This is a genomic window from Bradyrhizobium sp. WSM4874 (genome assembly GCF_055811835.1).
In genome coordinates this window covers 30,225-48,922 of record NZ_JBVVPR010000052.1, presented here as the reverse complement: position 1 = coordinate 48,922, position 18,698 = coordinate 30,225, and the positions used below count along the sequence as shown (strand labels likewise).

17 protein-coding genes are annotated in these 18,698 nt (G+C 64.8%); 5 read left to right on the top strand and 12 right to left on the bottom strand.

The features are described from left to right. Nucleotides 1-602: 602 nt before the first annotated feature. The 10 genes from AC0L3P_RS34220 to sdhC all read right to left on the bottom strand — a co-directional run bounded on the left by AC0L3P_RS34220 (nucleotide 603) and on the right by sdhC (nucleotide 10,646). On the bottom strand, nucleotides 603-845 hold the full coding sequence (locus AC0L3P_RS34220) for a hypothetical protein (protein ID WP_007604217.1): 243 nt from the start codon (nucleotides 843-845) through the stop codon (nucleotides 603-605). Further along, nucleotides 845-1,330 carry a pyridoxamine 5'-phosphate oxidase family protein gene (locus AC0L3P_RS34215; RefSeq protein ID WP_473308664.1) on the bottom strand — a complete coding sequence of 162 codons (486 nt, stop codon included), beginning with the start codon at nucleotides 1,328-1,330 and terminating at the stop codon, nucleotides 845-847. The genes AC0L3P_RS34220 and AC0L3P_RS34215 overlap by 1 nt, the downstream gene beginning before the upstream one ends. 72 nt (nucleotides 1,331-1,402) lie before the next feature. Then, entirely contained in the window at nucleotides 1,403-1,789 is a 387-nt protein-coding gene (locus tag AC0L3P_RS34210) for a VOC family protein (RefSeq protein WP_354064770.1), read from the bottom strand. A gap of 21 nt (nucleotides 1,790-1,810) precedes the next feature. After that, on the bottom strand, nucleotides 1,811-2,635 hold the full coding sequence (locus AC0L3P_RS34205; protein ID WP_473308663.1) for an FkbM family methyltransferase: 825 nt from the start codon (nucleotides 2,633-2,635) through the stop codon (nucleotides 1,811-1,813). Nucleotides 2,636-2,797: 162 nt separating this feature from the next. Continuing rightward, nucleotides 2,798-4,753, bottom strand: coding sequence for an ABC transporter ATP-binding protein/permease (locus AC0L3P_RS34200; protein WP_473308662.1), 1,956 nt, complete (start codon nucleotides 4,751-4,753; stop codon nucleotides 2,798-2,800). 53 nt (nucleotides 4,754-4,806) lie between these two features. Continuing rightward, a complete protein-coding gene (locus AC0L3P_RS34195) occupies nucleotides 4,807-6,981 on the bottom strand; it encodes a hybrid sensor histidine kinase/response regulator (protein WP_473308661.1) in 2,175 nt (724 codons plus the stop codon). Nucleotides 6,982-7,170: 189 nt separating this feature from the next. Beyond that, nucleotides 7,171-7,953, bottom strand: coding sequence for a succinate dehydrogenase iron-sulfur subunit (locus AC0L3P_RS34190; protein ID WP_473308660.1), 783 nt, complete (start codon nucleotides 7,951-7,953; stop codon nucleotides 7,171-7,173). A 42-nt stretch (nucleotides 7,954-7,995) separates the two neighbouring features. Continuing rightward, nucleotides 7,996-9,831, bottom strand: a complete 1,836-nt coding sequence (sdhA, locus tag AC0L3P_RS34185; protein ID WP_275174735.1) for a succinate dehydrogenase flavoprotein subunit — start codon at nucleotides 9,829-9,831, stop codon at nucleotides 7,996-7,998. A gap of 3 nt (nucleotides 9,832-9,834) precedes the next feature. Continuing rightward, on the bottom strand, nucleotides 9,835-10,251 hold the full coding sequence (sdhD, locus tag AC0L3P_RS34180) for a succinate dehydrogenase, hydrophobic membrane anchor protein (RefSeq protein WP_275174734.1): 417 nt from the start codon (nucleotides 10,249-10,251) through the stop codon (nucleotides 9,835-9,837). Beyond that, the gene (gene sdhC, locus AC0L3P_RS34175) at nucleotides 10,248-10,646 is read right to left on the bottom strand and encodes a succinate dehydrogenase, cytochrome b556 subunit (protein ID WP_275174733.1); all 399 of its coding nucleotides are present in this window, start codon (nucleotides 10,644-10,646) and stop codon (nucleotides 10,248-10,250) included. The genes sdhD and sdhC overlap by 4 nt, the downstream gene beginning before the upstream one ends. 519 nt (nucleotides 10,647-11,165) lie before the next feature. Here sdhC and AC0L3P_RS34170 point away from each other — a divergent pair. After that, entirely contained in the window at nucleotides 11,166-12,026 is an 861-nt protein-coding gene (locus AC0L3P_RS34170; RefSeq protein WP_473308659.1) for a sulfite exporter TauE/SafE family protein, read from the top strand. Between the two features lie 126 nt (nucleotides 12,027-12,152). Here the strand turns inward: AC0L3P_RS34170 and AC0L3P_RS34165 are convergent, their stop codons facing one another. After that, nucleotides 12,153-13,682 carry a malonate--CoA ligase gene (locus AC0L3P_RS34165; protein ID WP_275174731.1) on the bottom strand — a complete coding sequence of 510 codons (1,530 nt, stop codon included), beginning with the start codon at nucleotides 13,680-13,682 and terminating at the stop codon, nucleotides 12,153-12,155. 126 nt (nucleotides 13,683-13,808) lie between these two features. On the opposite strand from AC0L3P_RS34165, the gene AC0L3P_RS34160 reads away from it, so the two are divergent. The 4 genes from AC0L3P_RS34160 (at nucleotide 13,809) to AC0L3P_RS34145 (ending at nucleotide 17,124) form a co-directional block, all read left to right on the top strand. Further along, complete coding sequence (locus AC0L3P_RS34160; RefSeq protein ID WP_473308658.1) at nucleotides 13,809-14,570, top strand: SDR family oxidoreductase; 762 nt, start codon at nucleotides 13,809-13,811, stop codon at nucleotides 14,568-14,570. A gap of 389 nt (nucleotides 14,571-14,959) precedes the next feature. Next, entirely contained in the window at nucleotides 14,960-15,514 is a 555-nt protein-coding gene (locus AC0L3P_RS34155; protein WP_275174729.1) for a fasciclin domain-containing protein, read from the top strand. A 182-nt stretch (nucleotides 15,515-15,696) separates the two neighbouring features. After that, nucleotides 15,697-16,326, top strand: a complete 630-nt coding sequence (locus tag AC0L3P_RS34150) for a cytochrome b/b6 domain-containing protein (RefSeq protein WP_473308657.1) — start codon at nucleotides 15,697-15,699, stop codon at nucleotides 16,324-16,326. Between the two features lie 15 nt (nucleotides 16,327-16,341). Next, nucleotides 16,342-17,124 (top strand): molybdopterin-dependent oxidoreductase, encoded by a 783-nt coding sequence (locus AC0L3P_RS34145; protein WP_275174727.1) that lies wholly within the window; start codon nucleotides 16,342-16,344, stop codon nucleotides 17,122-17,124. Between the two features lie 165 nt (nucleotides 17,125-17,289). Here AC0L3P_RS34145 and AC0L3P_RS34140 read toward each other — a convergent pair whose 3' ends face one another. Beyond that, on the bottom strand, nucleotides 17,290-18,477 hold the full coding sequence (locus tag AC0L3P_RS34140; RefSeq protein ID WP_473308656.1) for a YbfB/YjiJ family MFS transporter: 1,188 nt from the start codon (nucleotides 18,475-18,477) through the stop codon (nucleotides 17,290-17,292). Between the last annotated feature and the right edge of the window lie 221 nt (nucleotides 18,478-18,698).

Genomic DNA, 18,698 nt, shown 5'->3' with positions numbered 1-18,698 from the left:
CCCCCCCCCCCCCCCCCCCCCCCCCCCCCCCCCCCCCCCCCCCCCCCCCCCCCCCCCCCCCCCCCCCCGGCCCCCCCGCCCCCCCCCCCCCCCCCCCCCCCCGTCCCCCCCCCCCCCCCCCCCGGGGGCGGCGGTGCCGCTGGACGCGGCGGTGCGGCAGCCGGAGGGGGTGCCGCGGGCGGATGGGGCGGTGCAGCTGCGGGCGGCGGTGCGGCCGGGCGCGCGGGCGCCGCAGGCGGCGCGGCCGCTGGCGGTCCCTTCGGCGGCTGCTTCGGTTTTCCGTCAGGGCCGGTCTCTTGTGGCTGCGCCTGCGCGACGACGAGCGGCGGCGCGCTTTGCGCATGCGATGCGGAGCTTGCGAATTGCATCGCGGTCAGAGCCGTGGTGGCAAGCAGCACGAAACGAAGGTTGGTCATGATGGTGAACTTCCCCGGAAGGTTCTTTGACGAAGTGTTGGGATGAACAGCTACGCGTTAGGCCGGATTGTGGCGGGCGAAGCGGACGCGGCCCGATTTATTTCTGCACGCAAATCACCTCACTATGGTGACGTTCATTGCGCATTCAGACGCAGGTTGCAATTGCCTCGGATGTGATGCGTCGCCTCATGCGCGATCCCGCGGCGGACTTGCGTCCGTCGCGGGATTCGGCGTGAGCGGGCCGTTCGGTCCGCGTGATGGAATCTCTTCAGGCATGCGGCCCGGCAATTCGTCGGGCGGTGCTGGCGAGCCGGGCTCGCGCACCGGCGGCGCGATTTCAGGCTGCGGATTGCCCGGCGGAATCCCCGGCGGCGGCTCGGTCGGCGTGCCCGGCGTTGACGGCGGAATCTCGGGCGGCTCGATCGGCATTACATGGAGACCTTGCGGTTGTCGCCGAGATCGGGCCTCGTGTTCGTCACTGCCGCGGCCGCCATCTTCACATAGGAGATCACGGTGCCCGGCGAGTCCCAAAACTCGGCATCGTCAGGCGTGACCTTGAGGACGCGGATGTTGGGATCTTCCGCAGAATCCCACCACGCTTTGGCGGGCGTCGAGAACAGCTCCTTGATCTTCGCACGGTCGTTGGAGACGACGGCGGTGCCCGTCAGCGACACGTATTTCTGGCTGCCCGCATCCGCGAACGACAGGTTGATGGACGGATTGCGCGCGATCTCCTCGTCCTTGTGACGCCGCGCGTCGGTGAGGAAATAGATCGTGTCCGCGTTGCGATCGAGATAGGCGCTCATCGGCCGCGCCCGGAGCTTGTCGCCATCGCGCGTCACCAGCATCGCAAATCCGATCGACTGCATCAGATCCCATACGCGGTCGACGTCGCGGGCATTGTCGTTGGCCATGTCGTGCTCCTTCTTGCAAGGGACGACAACGGCTCGCGCGGAACGAGGTTCCGGCCGAAGGATGGAACTTATCTATTCCGGCGCGTGGCAAACCGCCTCGATGTTGTGGCCGTCAGGATCCAGCACGAAGGCGCCGTAATAGGTCGGATGATAATGCGCCCGGATGCCGGGCGGCCCGTTGTCGCGCCCGCCCGCCGCCATCGCCGCCTTGTAGAACGCGTCCACCGTGGCGCGGTCCTTTGCCAGGATCGCGACATGCACCGGCTTGTTCAGCGCGCCCTCGCCGCCGATCCAGAAATCCGGCTTGCCGTCGGCGCCGAAGCCGGCGGCCGGATCGTGTCCGGTCTGCTCCTGCGTGACCTCCATGATCAGGCTGTAGCCGAGCGGCGCCAATGCCTTGGCGTAGAACGCTTTGGCGCGCTCATAGTCGGAGACCGGGAAGCCCATATGGTCGATCATCGTAACCTCCGTCGTTCGTCGTCAGCGCGACAGGAACGTATTGCTCCGCGTCTTGCGCGCAACCACAAAGCCGCGCGCGACCATGTCAGCGATACAATCTTCCCGCCATTCCTTGTGTGACAAATGCTCGATCACCACCGCGCGCGGCCATAGCGATTGCGGCGCGTCGCGGAAGAAGCCGATCAGCACGCGATCCTCGAAGCCCTCGACGTCGATTTTGATCGAATCGACTCGCGTGACGCCGGCCTCGTCGAGAATGCGCGTCAACCGCAGCGAGGGCACTTTGATCGCCTCCGCGCTGGCTGTGCCGGTGACGACGTGCGTGGCGCCGAGATTGCCGCCGCCGCTCTCGATCATCAGCTCGCCGTCGCTGTCGCCGGCAGCTGCCTGCACCAGGCGCACCTGCGTCGCTTTCGATGCGGCCTGGTTGAACGAGAGCCGTCCAAACGTCATCGGATGCGGTTCGATGGCAACTACTTTCCCTGATGCTCCGACCTGTCGCGCCATCACCAGCGCAAAGGTGCCGACATTGGCGCCGACGTCGACGAACACGCCGCCCTCCGGAGTGTGCTGGCGCAGGAAGTCGAGCTCGTCGAGATTATAGTCGGGATTGAACAGCGCGCCGCGCTCGGTCGCGCTGCCCTGGTGATAGAAGCGAAACGATGCACCCTGGTATTGCACGTCGACGGGACCGCCGCGCAGCAGGTTCACCAGCCGCGACATCCATGGCCGGAACGCGCCGCGCTTCAGCCCCGATTGTGTCGCGAGGCGAATGATCGCGGCCTGCGCCGCGTTCGGCGCAAACGCGCCGAATGGCGCGGACGGAGGGGCATTGTCGGTCGTCAAGCGGGAGTCCTCATTGCAAGCGGCGCATGCATAGCCGGTTTTGCCGGGGACTCCAACGCTACGGGAGAAGAATGTAGCCCGGATGGAGCGCAGCGTAATCCGGGGGTCTTGCCGCGCGGACAGACTTTCCCGGATTGCGCTGCGCTCCATCCGGGCTACAGGTTACGCCGCCTTTTTCGGCGCCTTGCGCTGGCGCAGGAAGCGGCCGAGCAGCTTGCGCTTGCCCTTGCGCGGGATCAGGTCGATGTCGCTGACGAGTTTTGCGCCGCCCTTGCGGCGCTCCAGCACGATCTTGCGGCTGTGAAAGGCCTCCAGCTCGACACGATGCGCGACGCTGACGATGGTCGCTTTCGGCAGCTCGTCGGTGACCATCTTCATCATCTTGTCCTGGCTCTTCTCGTCGAGCGCCGAGGTCGCCTCGTCGAGCACGACGATATCAGGGTTGTGCAGCAAGAGCCGCGCGAAGGCGAGGCGCTGCTTCTCGCCACCGGACAGGGTCTGGTCCCACGGTGCTTCTTCCTCGATCTTCTCCTTGAGATGGTCGAGACCGACCTTGTGCAGGGCCTCACCGATCTCCTCCACGGTCCAGTCGTCTTCCGCGCCGGGATAGGCGACCGCACGGCGCAGGGAGCCGGAGGGCACGTAGGGTCGCTGAGGCAGCATGAACAGCCGCCGGTCGGGACGGAAATTGACGCTGCCGCCGCCCCATGGCCAGAGCCCGGCGATAGCGCGCACCAGCGTGCTCTTGCCGGTGCCGGATTCGCCGGCAACCAGCAGCCGCTCGCCAGGCTCAACCACCACCTCGGTCTCGCCGACCACGGCCGTGCCGTCGTCAAGCGTGACGGAGAGGTCCGTCAGCTCCAGCATGGCGTTGTTGCTGGTCTCGCCGCGCTTGATGCGGCCGAGGCCGTCACCCTGCTCGGCGCGCTCAAGGCCGTCGAGCGACATCATCAGCGAGGCGATGCGGCGCGCGCAGGCATTCCAGTCGGCGAGCCGCGGATAATTGTCGACCAGCCAGCCGAACGCGCTCTGCACGATGGTGAAGGCGGAAGCCGCCTGCATCACCTGCCCCAGCGTCATGCTGCCGTCGAGGAATTTTGGCGCGCAGAGCAGCAGCGGCACGACCGGCGCAACGAGGCTCGATCCCTGCGACACCAGCGTGGTGCGCATGTGCTGACCCGCCAGCCGCGCCCATTGCCGCAGTACATTAGTAAAATTACGGTCGATGCCGTCGCGCTCCTCCTCCTCGCCGCCGAGCAGTGCGATGCTCTCGCCGTTCTCGCGCACGCGCGTCAGCGTGTAGCGGAAATCGGCCTCGGCCTGGTTCTTGTCCTCGGAGACCTGCACGAATTGGCGGCCGATCACCAGGATCGAGCCCGATGCGATTCCCGCATAAAGCATCGCGGCGATCACCAGGAAGCCGGGAATGGTCACCGACGATCCCGCAAGCGTGACGGTGAGTGCCCCGCCGATGGTCCAGAGCACGACGATGAAGGTCGCGGCCGACAGCAGCGCGGACGTCACGCCGGCGAGAAAATCCACCGGCGAATCGGTCGCGACGCGCAGATCCTCCGCGATCCGGTATTCCGGATTCTTGTGGTCCCCGCTGACGAGATTGAGCTGGTAATAGCGGCCGTTGCCGAGCCAGCGCGTCAGCACGCTTGCCGTCAGCCACGCCCGCCAGCGCCGCTGGATGCCCATGCGCGCGAACACCTGCGCCACGCCGAGCACGATGCTGCCGATCGCGAGCGGGAAGAACACCGCGGTGAGATGGAAGACGGTGGACGCCTCGCGCTTCTCGATCGCGTCGAAAATCGCCCGATTCCAGACATTGATTCCGTATTGAAAGCCGACCGTCAGGACGATCAGCACGCCGAGGCCAATGGAATAAAGCCACGCCAGCCGGTCGCCGTTGCGGCCCCAGAAGCCGCGCGCGCTGATCCAGAAGCGGGTAAGGAGATAGTCCTTGCGGGCCTGCTCGGCCTCTTCGGGCGTTAGCTCCGGATCGGGCTCGACCAGCTCAGGCGGCGGCGGAGCCACTTCCTCGCCGGCCTCGCCGACGATTTCGACGATGGGCGGCTTCTTGCTCTTTTCGCGCTTTGCGGCCGGCTTTTGCATGACCGGATAACGCAAGAAAAATCAAAAGGTTCCCGCGGGTTCCCAGTGCCGGATCATTCGGCTGCGCCGTCGCGCACCCGGCGGAGCCGTGCGACCCGGTGCAGCACGCGCGACAGCTGATCGATCGCATAGGGCTTCTGCACGATCTCGAAATCGATCTTGCCGTCCTGGGACAGCGCCTCGCTGTAGCCGGTGGTCAGCACGACCGGCACGCCGATGCCGCGGTCGCGGACCGCCTGCGCGAGATCGAGCCCAGTCATATCAGGCATCACGATGTCCGAGAAAACGACATCGAAGCGATCGGAATCCATGACCAGCTCGGCGAGGGCGTCGGTTGCATTGTCGACCAGTGTGATGCTGTAGCCGAGCTCGGTGAGGCCGTCCGCTGCGAAATTGGCGAGCTCGATGTTGTCCTCGACCAGCAGCACTGACATGCCGCTACCGGCTATGGCCGGGGCCGTGTTCGGTGCCTGCCGTTGCGGCAGCAAATGCGGTGCCACGCGCGGCAGATAGAGCGAGAAGGTGCTGCCGTGGCCTACCTTGCTGGTGACCGTCACCTCGCCGCCGGACTGCCGCGCGAAGCCGAACACCTGCGACAGGCCGAGGCCGGTGCCCTGGCCGACCTGCTTGGTGGTGAAGAACGGCTCGAAGATGCGCTCGAGCCGCGCAGCCGGAATGCCGATGCCGGTGTCGCTGACGGCAATGCCGACGAAGCCGTATTTGCCGGAAAGGTCATGATGGCCTGAAGGGTCGGGGTTGCCCGAGACGGGAGCCCGCGTGTTCGCAATGGTCGCCGCGGCCTCGACCTCGAAAACGATCCTGCCCTTGCCGTGCATGGCATCGCGCGCATTGGTCGCCATGTTGATCAACGCCGTCTCGAACTGGCTCGCATCGGCATTGACGAGGCAGGGCTCGGCCGGCAGCCGCATCGCGATATCGATCGCGGGCCCGAGCAGCGTCGCGAGCATGTCGTGCAGCGACTGCAGCCGCGCGCCGACGTCGAACACTTCCGGCTTCAAGGTCTGGCGCCGCGCGAAGGCGAGCAGCTGCGAGGTCAGCTTGGCCGCGCGCCCGACCGCGTCCGCGATGGCGGTGATGTAGCGCTGGCGCCGCTCCTCGCTCAGTTGCGGCCGGTTCAGCAGGTCGACCGAGGCACGAATCACGGTCAGGAGATTGTTGAAGTCGTGCGCGACGCCGCCGGTGAGCTGCCCGAGCGCCTCCAGGCGCTGGCTGTGCTTGAGCGCCTCCTCGGCTTCGCGCCGCGCGGCGGCCTCGGCCTGAAGATGCTGGGTGCGCCGGAACGCGAACGCCAGCAGCAGAAACAGCAGCGCGGTGGCGGGAATGCCGAACACCAGATGCTGGCCCATGGTGGCGAACCAGCGCGCGCGGATCGCCGAGGTCTCCAAGCCCGCGCTGACATAGATCGGGTATTCGGCGATGCGTCGGTAGCCGATGCGGCGCTCGACCTCGTCCGATGGCCAGGCGATGGTGATGAGGCCATGCTCGGGCTGAGCTGCGATGCTCTGGCCGACCGGCCCGTTAGGATCGAGCCTGATGTCGCGATCGAGCCGCGGAAGATGCGCCAGCACCACGCCGTCGGTGCGTCCCATCGCGAGGAAGCTGCCGGGATCGGAGCCGATCCTGGCGTAAAAGTTCTCGAAATATTCCGGCAGGACGGAGGCCTGGATCACGCCGATGAAGCTGCCGTCATCGGAGCTGCGGCGACGGCTGACCCCGAAGAAGCGCGCACCCTGATAAGGCTGGCGCGGCGTCAGGGGAACACCGATGTAGCTGCCGATGGTCTGATCGACATGGGCCGCAAAGTAGTCACGGTCCGCAAAGCTCTGCGCCGGCGGCGGCGAGGCCAGGCTGTTGACCAGCGACTTTCCGTCCGCATCGAAGATCCATGCCGATTTCAGCTGCGGCAGCGAATCGGTCAGCTGCTTCAGGCGGCGGTGCAGGGCCGGTTCGCGCGAGCGGATGACATCGTCGGGCATGCCGCGCACCACCTCGTTGATCTCGGCGAGGCTGCGGTCGATGGTCTCGAACACCTTGAGCGCATGCTCATGCGCGACATCGAGGGTGCGCTCGATCTCGCGGTCGGCGATATCTTTTGTCGAGCTGTAGGAGATCGAGGAGGCGATTGCGAACAGCGCAATCGGCAGCGCCAGGGACGCAGCCATCATCCACTGCAGCAATCTCAGCGAATTGCGTTGTGCGCCCTGCACGGTCGCTCCGGTCCCACGCCGGAGAGCTTACTTGAATTTCGCGCCGGGAAGGAAGCGGCTTGTAGCTGGAACCAGAGGTTGCAATCCGCCGACTTGCCCGTGCAGGGGCGGAGGCAAAATCTACTCGAACAGGAGCCTGCCGTGGAATGCCCCGGCCGTGCCACCGGGGACTCGCAGCATGAATGACGCCTAGATCTGCCGCTCGACCATCTTGAGCTTGAGCTCGGCGATGGCTTCCGCCGGGTTGAGGCCCTTCGGGCAGGCCTTGGCGCAGTTCATGATGGTGTGGCAGCGGTAGAGGCGAAACGGGTCCTCGAGATTGTCGAGCCGCTCGCCGGTCGCTTCATCCCGCGAATCCGACACCCAGCGGTTGGCCTGGAGCAACGCGGCGGGACCGAGATAGCGCTCGCTGTTCCACCAATAGCTCGGGCACGAGGTCGAGCAGCAGGCGCAGAGGATGCACTCGTAGAGGCCGTCGAGTTTTTCGCGATCCTCGTGGCTCTGCTTCCATTCCTTCTGCGGCGTCGGCGAGGTCGTCTTCAGCCACGGCTCGACCGAAGCGTACTGCGCATAGAAATTGGTGAGATCGGGGATGAGGTCCTTTACGACAGGCTGATGCGGCAGCGGATTGATCTTCACCGCGCCGTCCTTCACGTCGTGCATCGAGCGGGTGCAGGCCAGCGTGTTCTGGCCGTCGATGTTCATCGCGCAGGAGCCGCAGACGCCTTCGCGGCAGGAGCGGCGGAAGGTCAGCGAAGGATCGATGTTGTTCTTGATCCAGATCAGGCCGTCCAGCACCATCGGCCCGCAATCTTGGGTGTCGACGTAATAGGTGTCGACGCTCGGCGTCTTGCCGTCGTCGGGATTCCAGCGGTAGACGCGGAATTCGCGAGTTTCAGTCGCGCCCGCGGGCTTCGGCCAGGTCTTGCCGCCGGTGATCTTTGAGTTCTTCGGAAGTGCGAATTCAACCATTTCGATAAAGCTTTCGCTGTTCGCTCAGGACACGCGCGCCGTTTAGTAAACGCGAGCTTTCGGCGGGATGTACTGGACGTCGTTGGTCATGGTGTAGTCGTGAACCGGGCGGTACTCGATCTTGACCTTGCCGGAATCTTCCAGCCAGGCCAGCGTGTGCTTCATCCAGTTCTTGTCGTCGCGGTCGGAGAAGTCCTCGCGGGCATGCGCGCCGCGGCTCTCGGTGCGGTTGGCGGCCGAGTTCATCGTCACCACCGCCTGTGCGATCAGATTGTCGAATTCGAGCGTCTCGATCAGGTCGGAATTCCACACCAGCGAGCGGTCGGACACGGCGATGTCGGTGATGCCGCTGTGGACCTTCTCGATCAGGTTCTGGCCTTCGCTCAGGATGTCGCCGGTGCGGAACACCGCGCAATTGTTCTGCATCACGTGCTGCATGCCTTCGCGCAGCTTGGCGGTCGGCGTGCCGCCGGATGCGTAGCGGTAGTGGTCGAGCCGGCCGAGCGCCAGATCGGACGAGTTCGCCGGCAACTCCGGCTGGCTGGCGTTCGGCGTGAGCTTCTCGGCGAGGCGCAGCGCCGCGGCGCGGCCGAACACGACGAGATCGATCAGCGAGTTGGAGCCGAGGCGGTTGGCGCCGTGCACGGAGACGCAAGCGGCTTCGCCGATCGCCATCAGACCGGGGATGATGGCGTTGTCGTCGCCGTCCTTCTTGGTCAGGACTTCGCCGTGATAGTTCGTCGGGATGCCGCCCATGTTGTAGTGCACGGTCGGCACGATCGGGATCGGCTCGCGCGTCACGTCGACATTGGCGAAGATCTTTGCGGATTCCGAGATGCCCGGCAGGCGCTCGGCCAGCACGGCGGGATCGAGATGGTCGAGATGAAGGAAGATGTGGTCCTTCTTCTTGCCGACGCCGCGCCCCTCCCGGATCTCGATGGTCATCGCGCGCGAGACGACGTCACGCGAGGCCAGATCCTTCGCGGACGGCGCATAGCGCTCCATGAAGCGCTCGCCCTCGGAGTTGACGAGATAGCCGCCCTCACCGCGCGCGCCTTCGGTGACGAGACAACCCGAGCCGTAGATGCCGGTCGGGTGAAACTGCACGAACTCCATGTCCTGCATCGGCAGGCCGGCACGCAGCACCATGCCGCCGCCATCGCCCGTGCAAGTGTGCGCCGAGGTGCAGGACGCATAGGCGCGGCCATAGCCGCCGGTCGCCAGGATAACGGTCTGGGCGCGGAAGCGGTGCAGCGTGCCGTCGTCGAGCTTGAGCGCGATGACGCCGCGGCAGGTGCCCTGGTCGTCCATGATCAGGTCGATGGCAAAGAACTCGATGAAGAACTCGGCCGCGTGGCGCAACGACTGGCCGTACATCGTGTGCAGCATGGCGTGGCCGGTGCGGTCGGCGGCCGCGCAGGTGCGCTGCGCCTGGCCCTTGCCGTAGTCCAGCGTCATGCCGCCGAACGGGCGCTGGTAGATCTTGCCGTCTTCGGTGCGCGAGAACGGCACGCCCCAATGCTCGAGCTCGTAGACAGCCTCGGGCGCGTTACGCACCATGTATTCGATCGCGTCCTGGTCGCCCAGCCAGTCCGACCCCTTCACGGTGTCGTACATGTGCCAGCGCCAATCGTCCTTGTGCATGTTGCCGAGGGACGCCGAGATGCCGCCCTGCGCCGCGACCGTGTGCGAGCGGGTCGGAAACACCTTCGTGATGCAGGCGGTCCGAAGACCGGCTTCGCTGCAGCCGACCACGGCGCGCAGGCCCGCGCCGCCGGCGCCGACCACGACGACGTCATAGGTGTGGTCTTCGATCGGATAGGCTTTGCCGTTGGTGGCGGGAGCGCCGTTGCCCTTGCCATTGGTGTCTGTGGCCATGGCTTACACTCCGGAGGAAAGTTTCAGGATCGCGTAGGTCGAGGCCAGCGCCACGGCGAACGAGAAAAAGTTGTTGAGCATGATCGAGATGAGCTTCAGCTTCTCGTTATGGATGTAGTCCTCGATCACGACCTGCATGCCGATCTTCATGTGCCAGGCGCTGGCGAAGATGAAGAGCAGCAGGATCACCGCGATCGGCAGCGAGCCGAGGATCTGTGCGGCGCCGGCCTGGTTGCGGCCGAGCAGCATCATCACGATCACGATCACCGGGATCATCAGCAGCGTCATGGCGACGCCGGTGATGCGCTGGCGCCAGAAATCGGACGTGCCCGAATGCGCCGCGCCGAGATTGCGGACGCGACCGAGCGGGGTGCGCATGGAGGAGCCCTTCGGAGAGCCGTGGGATTCGTCGAAACTCATCGTCCGCCTCCGATCGCGTAGGCGATGATCCAGACGAGGACCGTGAGCACGATGCCGCCGATCAACGCGCCCCAGGTCAACGCCTCGCGCTCATTGGCCTTGAAGCCGTAGCCGAGGTCCCAGACGAAATGCCGGATGCCGCTGAGCATGTGGTGCATCAGCGCCCAGGTGTAGCCGAATACGATCAGCCGGCCGATGATGCTGCCGGTGAAGGCCTGGACGTGGCCATAGGCGGCGGGGCCGGAGGCCGCCGCAATCAGCCACCAGGCCAGCAGCAGCGTCCCGGCGTAGAGGGCAATTCCGGTGGCGCGATGGACGATGGAGAGCGCCATCGTCAGGGTCCAACGGTAGGTCTGAATGTGCGGCGAAAGCGGTCGTTCGATCCGTGCGGTCATGGGCTTCAATTGCTTTACTGCGGCCCAGCATGGGGCGCGCGGGGATCGCGAAAGGTCGGCTCTATTTACGGAGTCGATTTCACCTGCGCAATCACCAAATCGCCATCAATCGAACCTGGGTTCAGCTCTAGGCCCTTGATGTAACAAGGCCAATCAGCGGCTTGGTATACCAGGGCGATGGCGCACCGACGAAAGAAAGAACTTAAATTCATCTTTTGTACGAGAGCCGAGACGCATTGAAATTACTATTGGAACGGCTCTAAGCCGCCGCGGGCCGGCCAGGGTTCGAACCAGTCGGTTCATGACGCTCGAACCGGCAGCGATAGTGGGCGAGCAATCGCCAATTTCCGCCAAGTGCACCGATTTTTCGCGAGACGGGCGGATATGCGCAGCCTGCATCCCACCCCAAAACGGCAACCCACCGGTCGACCCGACAAATCAGATCGCCTAGAGCATTGCGGCCAGCTGTCCGAGCGATGCATCGGAGGAGTTGCGAGCCATCGCCGGGGCAGGTCAGGGGTGATTGCAGGACTTGATATCAAGGAGATCGTCGAACTCGCGCTGCTGCTGATCGCAACGGGCGCGCTCTCCGGATTTTTAGCCGGCGTGTTCGGCATCGGCGGCGGCGCGATTCTGGTGCCGGTGTTCTACGAGTGCTTCCGCATCGCCGGTGTGCCGCTCGAGGTGCGGATGCCGCTCTGTATCGGCACTTCGCTCGCCGTCATCATTCCGACCTCGATCCGTTCGTTCCAGGCGCATTACAAGCGCGGCGCCGTGGATCTTGCGATCCTGCGGGTCTGGGGGCTGCCGATCCTGACCGGCGTCGTCGCCGGCAGCGTGGTCGCGCGCTACGCGCCGGAGCGGCTGTTCAAGATCGTGTTCGTCGCCGTCGCCTGGTCGGCCGCGGTGCGGCTGATCTTCGCGCGCGAGAGCTGGAAGCTCGGCGATGACTTGCCAAAGGGGCCGCTGATGCGATTCTACGGTTTCTGCGTCGGCATTCTGTCGACCTTGATGGGCATCGGTGGTGGCCTGTTTTCGAATCTGCTGATGACGTTCTATGGCCGTCCGATCCATCAAGCAGTGGCGACCTCGTCGGCGCTCGCGGTGCTGATCTCGATCCCCGGCGCGCTCGGCTACATCTACGCCGGCTGGCCTGCGGCGGCGCACTATCCAGGCGTTGCAGCCCTGCAAGTCCCGTTCGCGCTTGGCTACGTCTCGTTGATCGGCGCGGTCCTGGTAATGCCGATGAGCCTCGTGACCGCGCCGCTTGGCGTGAGAGCCGCGCACGCGATGTCGAAGCGGACGCTGGAAATGGCGTTCGGGTGTTATCTGTTTATCGTCGGCAGCCGGTTTGTGCTGAGTTTGTTAGGCGGGCAGTGAGCGCCCCAAACTCCGTCATTGCGAGCGAAGCGAAGCAATCCAGGAGTCCTTCCGCAGCGGCAGTCTGGATTGCTTCGTCGCAAGAGCTCCTCGCAATGACGACGGGAGTGCTGCGAACAACAGCCCCTACTTCTTCGCGTAGAGATCCTTGTACGTATCCCGCAGCACGTTTTTCTGCACCTTGCCCATGGTGTTGCGCGGCAGCTCGTCGACCACGAAGACGCGTTTGGGCATCTTGAACTTGGCCAGTCGGCCGTCGAGTGCCTTCAGCACCGCCGCCTCGGTCACATCCGCGCCCTTGTTGCAGACCAGCACGGCCGTGACGCCCTCGCCGAAATCGGCGTGGGGCACCCCGATCACGGCGGATTCGATCACGCCTGGCATGGCGTCGATCTCGGTCTCGATTTCTTTCGGGTAGACGTTGAAGCCGCCGGAGATGACGAGATCCTTGCCGCGGCCGAGAATGTGGACGTAGCCCTTGGCGTCGATCTTGCCGAGGTCGCCGGTGATGAAGAAGCCGTCGTCGCGGAATTCCGCCTTGGTCTTCTCCGGCATGCGCCAATAGCCTTTAAATACGTTCGGGCCCTTGACCTCGATCATGCCGATCTCGTCGCGCCGCAATTCCTTGGCGGTCTCAGGATCTGTGACACGCACGGAGACGCCGGGAAGGGGAAAGCCGACTGCGCCGGGCACGCGCTCGCCGTCATAGGGGTTCGAGGTGTTCATGTTGGTCTCGGTCATGCCGTAACGCTCGAGCACGGCATGCCCCGTCCGCGCCGACCATTCGCGATGGGTTTCGGCCAGCAGCGGTGCGGAGCCGGAAATGAACAGCCGCATGTGTTGCGTGGTCTCGCGCGACAGCGCGGCGTTCTGGAGCAGGCGGGTATAGAACGTCGGTACGCCCATCAGCACCGTGGCGCGCGCCATCAGCTTGATGATCAGATCCGGGTCGAGCTTCGGCAGGAAGATCATCGACGCCCGCGCAAACAGCGTCACGTTGGTCGCCACGAACAGGCCGTGGGTGTGGTAGATCGGCAGTGCGTGGATCAGCACGTCCTTGTCGGTGAAACGCCAGAAGCCGACCAGCGAGAGCGAGTTCGACGCCAGATTGTCGTGGGTCAGCATCGCGCCCTTGGAGCGGCCGGTGGTGCCCGACGTGTAGAGGATCGCGGCGAGATCGTCGTTTGCGCGCGACACCGTGGTGAATTTGCTGCTTGCGTTATCGGCGGCTTCCGTCAGCGAGCCCTTGCCGTCAGGTCCGAGCGTCTCGACTTTTGCTTTCACCTTGGCGGTGATCGGGGCAAGCCCTTCCGCCTTGGCGGGGTCGCAGACCACCAGCGAGGGCTCGGCGTCGCCGATGAAATAGTCGAGCTCGTTCAGCGTATAGGCGGTGTTGAGCGGCAGGTAGACCGCGCCGGCCCGCACCGTCGCCAGATACAGCACGATGTTGGCCACGGATTTCTCGACCTGAACCGCAACGCGGTCGCCGGGCTTCACGCCGCGCGCGACCAGCACATTGGCCATCTGTCCGGCCCGGGCGATCAGGTCGCCATAGCTGATGCGCTCGCCGTCATGCGTCTCGATCGCGAGGCGCTTCGGATCGTCGAGGCCGTCGAACAGGCGGGAAAACAAATTGGCGTTGGCAGCTTGGTTCATGCAAGATTTCCTCGACCGCAAGGATTGACCGCAAGGCTCATAAGCAAGGCTCGTCAGACAAGGCCGGTCAAAACCGAGGGCTGGATTAGCAAAAACCGCCCCGATGAAGCAACGGAGACAGTTTGCATGACCAAAAACGGGAAACGCGTGGCCTGGGTGACAGGCGGGGGCAGCGGGATCGGGGAGGCCGGCGCCGAGGCGCTGGCGGCCGACGGCTGGACGGTGGTGGTCTCCGGCCGGCGCAAGGACGCCCTGGATACCGTGGTCGCGAAGATCACCGGGGCGGGCGGGGCCGCCGAGGCCATCGCGCTGGACGTATCGGTCGCCGCCGCGGCCCAGAAGGCGGCCGATCAAATCGTCGCGAAGCACGGCCGGATCGACCTGCTGGTCAACAATGCCGGCATCAATGTCCCCAAGCGCAGCTGGAAGGACATGGAACTGGAGGGCTGGGACCAACTGGTCCAGGTCAATCTCAACGGAGTGCTCTATTGCATGCGCGCAGTGCTGCCGACGATGCGCAAGCAGCAGGACGGCTCCATCATCAACGTCTCATCCTGGGCCGGCCGCCACGTCTCGAAAATGCCGGGCCCGGCCTACACCACGACAAAGCATGCGGTTCTGGCGCTGACCCATTCCTTTAACATGGACGAGTGCGTCAACGGCCTGCGTGCCTGCTGCCTGATGCCGGGCGAGGTGGCGACCCCGATCCTGAAGCTGCGCCCGGTGGTGCCGAGCGAGGAGGAGCAGGCGAAGATGCTGCAATCCGAAGATCTCGGCCGCACCATCGCGTTCATCGCGAGCATGCCGGCGCGGGTGTGCATCAACGAGCTCTTGATCAGCCCGACGCATAATCGCGGATTCATTCAGACGCCGAACAACAGGGATTGATGTGTAGCGCGCTGCCGCAATCTCTCCTCGTCGTCCCGGGGCGCGACGAAGTCGCGAGCCCGGGACCCATAACCACAGGGAAAGTTTGCCGCGCTAGACGGTCATTCCGAGTCTTCGCCAAATGTCTCCCTGTGGCTATGGGTCCCGGATCGTCGCTTCGCTTGTCCGGGACGACAGCGGAGTGTGTGGTGCGCTCGCCTCACCCCACGAGCAAACCCGCACTTAGTTTCAAGCATCACAAAGAAGTTTAATCCGAAACCGCTTCGCAAACCCTCCCGTAATTCGAGCCAACGACGGCGCTGCTGCTTCACGCTCACAGGTCGCAGCCACCGTTGTTGCCCAACCAAACGCCGGCGACCGCCGGTCACCATCCAATCGGGAGACTCTCCATGTCGAAGCGCATTGCCTATCTTACCGCTGCAGCTTTCAGCGCGCTGGCCATCACCGCGACCGTCGTCGCGCCTGTTCGCGCCGAGGAAAAGACCGTCATGGTCGGCGGCGCCGCGATGTTCCCGTCCAAGAACATCGTCCAGAACGCGGTCAACTCGAAGGACCACACCACGCTGGTGGCGGCGGTGAAGGCGGCCGGCCTGGTGCCGACGCTGGAAGGCAAGGGCCCGTTCACGGTGTTCGCGCCGACGAACGCCGCGTTCGGCAAGCTGCCGGCCGGCACCGTCGACACCCTGGTCAAGCCTGAGAACAAGGCGACGCTGACCAAGATCCTCACCTATCATGTCGTGCCCGGCAAGCTCGAGGCTTCCGACCTCACTGACGGCAAGAAGATGAAGACCGCCGAAGGCGAGGAGCTGACGGTGAAGAAGATGGACGGCAAGGTCTGGATCGTCGATGCCAAGGGCGGTACCTCGATGGTCACCATCTCCAACGTCAACCAGTCGAACGGTGTGATCCATGTGGTCGACACCGTGCTGATGCCGGCGACGTAACACCGCGCCGTCCGGCTTCATCCCCGTGCCGGATGCGACGAAATGGCGAGCCGGGGGCACCCGGCTCGCTTTATTGTGACCACGATAGACCGCCGGTATGGATTCGATGCCGGGCAGGGCGTAACGAAAGCGGAAGCATCGGCGTATAATTGCCGTCAGACGATGTTCAGGACGGAACCATCATGTCGAGCCTTACTGTGACCGACGAGCAGGTCAGCGCCACCCCGACCAAGGTGATCCAGCCGGCCTGGGTCCGGGTCATGCACTGGATCAACGCCCTCGCCATGATCCTGATGATCCTGTCGGGTTGGCAGATCTACAACGCCTCGCCGCTGTTCGGTTTCAGCTTTCCGCGCGACTACACGCTCGGCGGCTGGCTCGGCGGCGGCCTGCTCTGGCACTTTGCGGCGATGTGGCTCTTGATGATCAACGGCCTCGCTTATCTCATCACCGGCTTTGCCACCGGCCGCTTCCGGAAAAAACTGGTGCCGATCACCCCGTCCGGCGTGCTCCAGGATGTCAGGGCGGCCCTGACCTTCAAGCTCGGCCATGCCGATCTCACCGTCTACAATTACGTCCAGCGCGTGCTTTATGCCGGCATCATCTTGGTCGGCGTCCTGATCGTGCTGTCGGGGCTGGGGATGTGGAAGCCGGTGCAATTGCACTGGCTCGTGAGCCTGTTCGGCGACTATCCAACCGCGCGCTACATCCATTTCTTCTGCATGGCCGCGATCTGCGCCTTCCTCGTCATTCACGTTTTGCTCGCGCTGCTGGTGCCGAAGAGCCTGCGTGCGATGATCATCGGCCGCTAGAGCGGAGCAAGAACCATGGCGAAGCGCTCATTCCTGATCCCCGGCGTCGACAAGCGGCTGCTGATCAAGGACTCCATCAAGACGATGCCCGACGTCAGCCGCCGCCGCTTCATCGCGGGCGGCGCCAGCTTGGGGGCCCTGACGCTGCTCACCGGCTGCGACGTGATCGACTCCTCCTCCGCCGAGGAGATGCTGAAGAGTGTCTCGAAGTTCAACGATGCCGTGCAGGATTTCATCTTCAATCCGGACGCGCTGGCGCCGACGTTTCCCGAGAGCGCGATCACAAAACCGTTTCCGTTCAACGCCTATTACGATCTCGACGACGCGCCCGAAGTCGACGGTGCCGACTGGAAGCTCGAAGTCCGCGGTCTCGTCGACAACAAGAAGTCGTGGACGCTTCCGGAATTGTACAAGCTGCCGCAGGTCACGCAGATCACGCGTCACATCTGCGTCGAGGGCTGGAGCGCGATCGGCAGCTGGACCGGCACGCCGATGCGCGACTTCCTCAAGCTGATCGGCGCCGACACCCGCGCCAAATACGTCTGGTTCCAGTGTGCCGATAAGGACGGCTACAACTCTCCGCTCGACATGCGCACTGCGCTGCATCCGCAGACCCAGATGACGTTCAAATACGCCGGCGAAATCCTGCCGCGCGCGTATGGGTTTCCAATGAAGATCCGCGTGCCGACCAAGCTCGGCTTCAAGAACCCGAAATACGTGGTGTCGATGGAAGTTACCAACGACTACAAGGGCGGCTATTGGGAAGACCAGGGGTACAATTCGTTCAGCGGGAGCTAGCTCCGCGAGTTAACCTGATCGTCGTCCCGGCGAAGGCCGGGACCCATAACCACAGGGAGAAGTTTGGCGAGGTTTCGTAGTGAAGCGTCCTCCCACTGTACTCTCGCCTGCACCCATCGATAGATCACGCGGTATGGGTCCCGGCCTTCGCCGGGACGACACCCGCTATATAGCCGGCCCCACTTTCCGCTGGCACAGCGCCGCGACCGCGCCCAGCGCCAGCAGCGCTGCCGACACATTCAGCGCGTAACTCAAGCTCCCCAGTGCGTCCGTGATCGCGCCGACCACGATCGGGCCGAGCGTCTGACCGACGCCGAACGAGATCGTCATCGCCGCGATCGCGGTCGGCCACACCTCGGGCGGATAGTTGAAGCGCACGAAGGCGGTGGTCGAACCGACCACGGCGAAGAAGGCGACGCCGAACACGACGGCCGACACCGCGAGCCATGCCGGGGAATGCCCGAGCATCGGCAGGGCGGCGCCGAGCGCGTTGGTGCCGAGGATGATGGCGGTCGCCAGTCCGCCGCGATCGAGCGCGAGCACGCGGCGCCAGGCCCACGGCGTGACGAAGGCGCTTAAGCCGATCAGGCTCCAGAACGCCGCCTGCGCCGCGGCTCCGCCGCCGCCGTCGCGCACATAGGCGATCATGAAGGTCATGTAGGCGATGTAGCCCGCGCCAAACAGGAAGTAGCCGGCGAGATAGATCAGCACCGGAAGAATCGCGAAAGCGCCGTGGCTGCCTTGCGAGAAACGCACTCCGCTCTCGATGCGGACCAGGAACAGCGGCACGGTCATGACGACCGACAGCAGGGTCATCGCCCACCACACCATCCACCACGAGCCCGGCCCGAAATATTGCAACGTGAACGGGGCGATCAGCCCCGAGGCGAGAATGCCGATGCCGGGCCCGGCATAGAACAGGCTGAGCAGGAAATTAGCCCGCTCCGGCCGCGACTGCGCGATGGATGCGGCCAGCGCGCCGCCGGCGACGAAGCCGGCTGCGGCGCCAACGCCCAGCACGAGACGCGCCAGGCTCAGCGCAACGAAATTCCCGGTCAGCGCGCAAGTCGCAAGCGCCGCGACGCAGGCCAGGGTTCCGCCGCGGATCGCGGCCGACCAGCCGACCCGTTCGATCAACCGGGATGCCACCAGGGCGCCGACGAGGTAGCCGACGGCGTTGATGGTGTTCATGAAACCGGCCGCCGAGTAGGACCAGCCGAGGTCTTCCCGCATGTCCGGCAGCACCAGGGCATAGGCAAAGCGGCCGATGCCGAGCCCAACCGTCGCAGCCAGCGACAGGGTCAGGATCAGCCGCGCGGGGTGGGCGGGCGGGGGGAAGTCAGGTGCGTGCAAGGGGATACTCCGGCATGCGCAGTGTGGCAGGCCCTGCCCGCCTTGCACAGAACCGAAGCGGCAATGGTGTCTTGCCAAGCACGCAACGCCGCTCTAGCACTCCGGCCGAAATTCACGAGATGCCGTCATGCCCGGCCTTGTGCCGGGCATCCACGTTCTTCGCGCCGTAAGCAGGGACGTGGATGGCCGGGACATAGGCGAGCGGAAGCGACGCCGTCCTT

Excerpts from the sequence above, each read along its gene's own strand:
- AC0L3P_RS34220 (WP_007604217.1), bottom strand. The coding sequence starts at position 845 with ATGCCGATCGAGCCGCCCGAGATTCCGCCGTCAACGCCGGGCACGCCG.
- AC0L3P_RS34215 (WP_473308664.1), bottom strand. The coding sequence starts at position 1,330 with ATGGCCAACGACAATGCCCGCGACGTCGACCGCGTATGGGATCTGATG.
- AC0L3P_RS34210 (WP_354064770.1), bottom strand. The coding sequence starts at position 1,789 with ATGATCGACCATATGGGCTTCCCGGTCTCCGACTATGAGCGCGCCAAA.
- AC0L3P_RS34200 (WP_473308662.1), bottom strand. The coding sequence starts at position 4,753 with ATGCAAAAGCCGGCCGCAAAGCGCGAAAAGAGCAAGAAGCCGCCCATC.
- AC0L3P_RS34190 (WP_473308660.1), bottom strand. The coding sequence starts at position 7,953 with ATGGTTGAATTCGCACTTCCGAAGAACTCAAAGATCACCGGCGGCAAG.
- sdhA (WP_275174735.1), bottom strand. The coding sequence starts at position 9,831 with ATGGCCACAGACACCAATGGCAAGGGCAACGGCGCTCCCGCCACCAAC.
- sdhD (WP_275174734.1), bottom strand. The coding sequence starts at position 10,251 with ATGAGTTTCGACGAATCCCACGGCTCTCCGAAGGGCTCCTCCATGCGC.
- sdhC (WP_275174733.1), bottom strand. The coding sequence starts at position 10,646 with ATGACCGCACGGATCGAACGACCGCTTTCGCCGCACATTCAGACCTAC.
- AC0L3P_RS34165 (WP_275174731.1), bottom strand. The coding sequence starts at position 13,682 with ATGAACCAAGCTGCCAACGCCAATTTGTTTTCCCGCCTGTTCGACGGC.
- AC0L3P_RS34160 (WP_473308658.1), top strand. The coding sequence starts at position 13,809 with ATGACCAAAAACGGGAAACGCGTGGCCTGGGTGACAGGCGGGGGCAGC.
- AC0L3P_RS34155 (WP_275174729.1), top strand. The coding sequence starts at position 14,960 with ATGTCGAAGCGCATTGCCTATCTTACCGCTGCAGCTTTCAGCGCGCTG.
- AC0L3P_RS34150 (WP_473308657.1), top strand. The coding sequence starts at position 15,697 with ATGTCGAGCCTTACTGTGACCGACGAGCAGGTCAGCGCCACCCCGACC.
- AC0L3P_RS34145 (WP_275174727.1), top strand. The coding sequence starts at position 16,342 with ATGGCGAAGCGCTCATTCCTGATCCCCGGCGTCGACAAGCGGCTGCTG.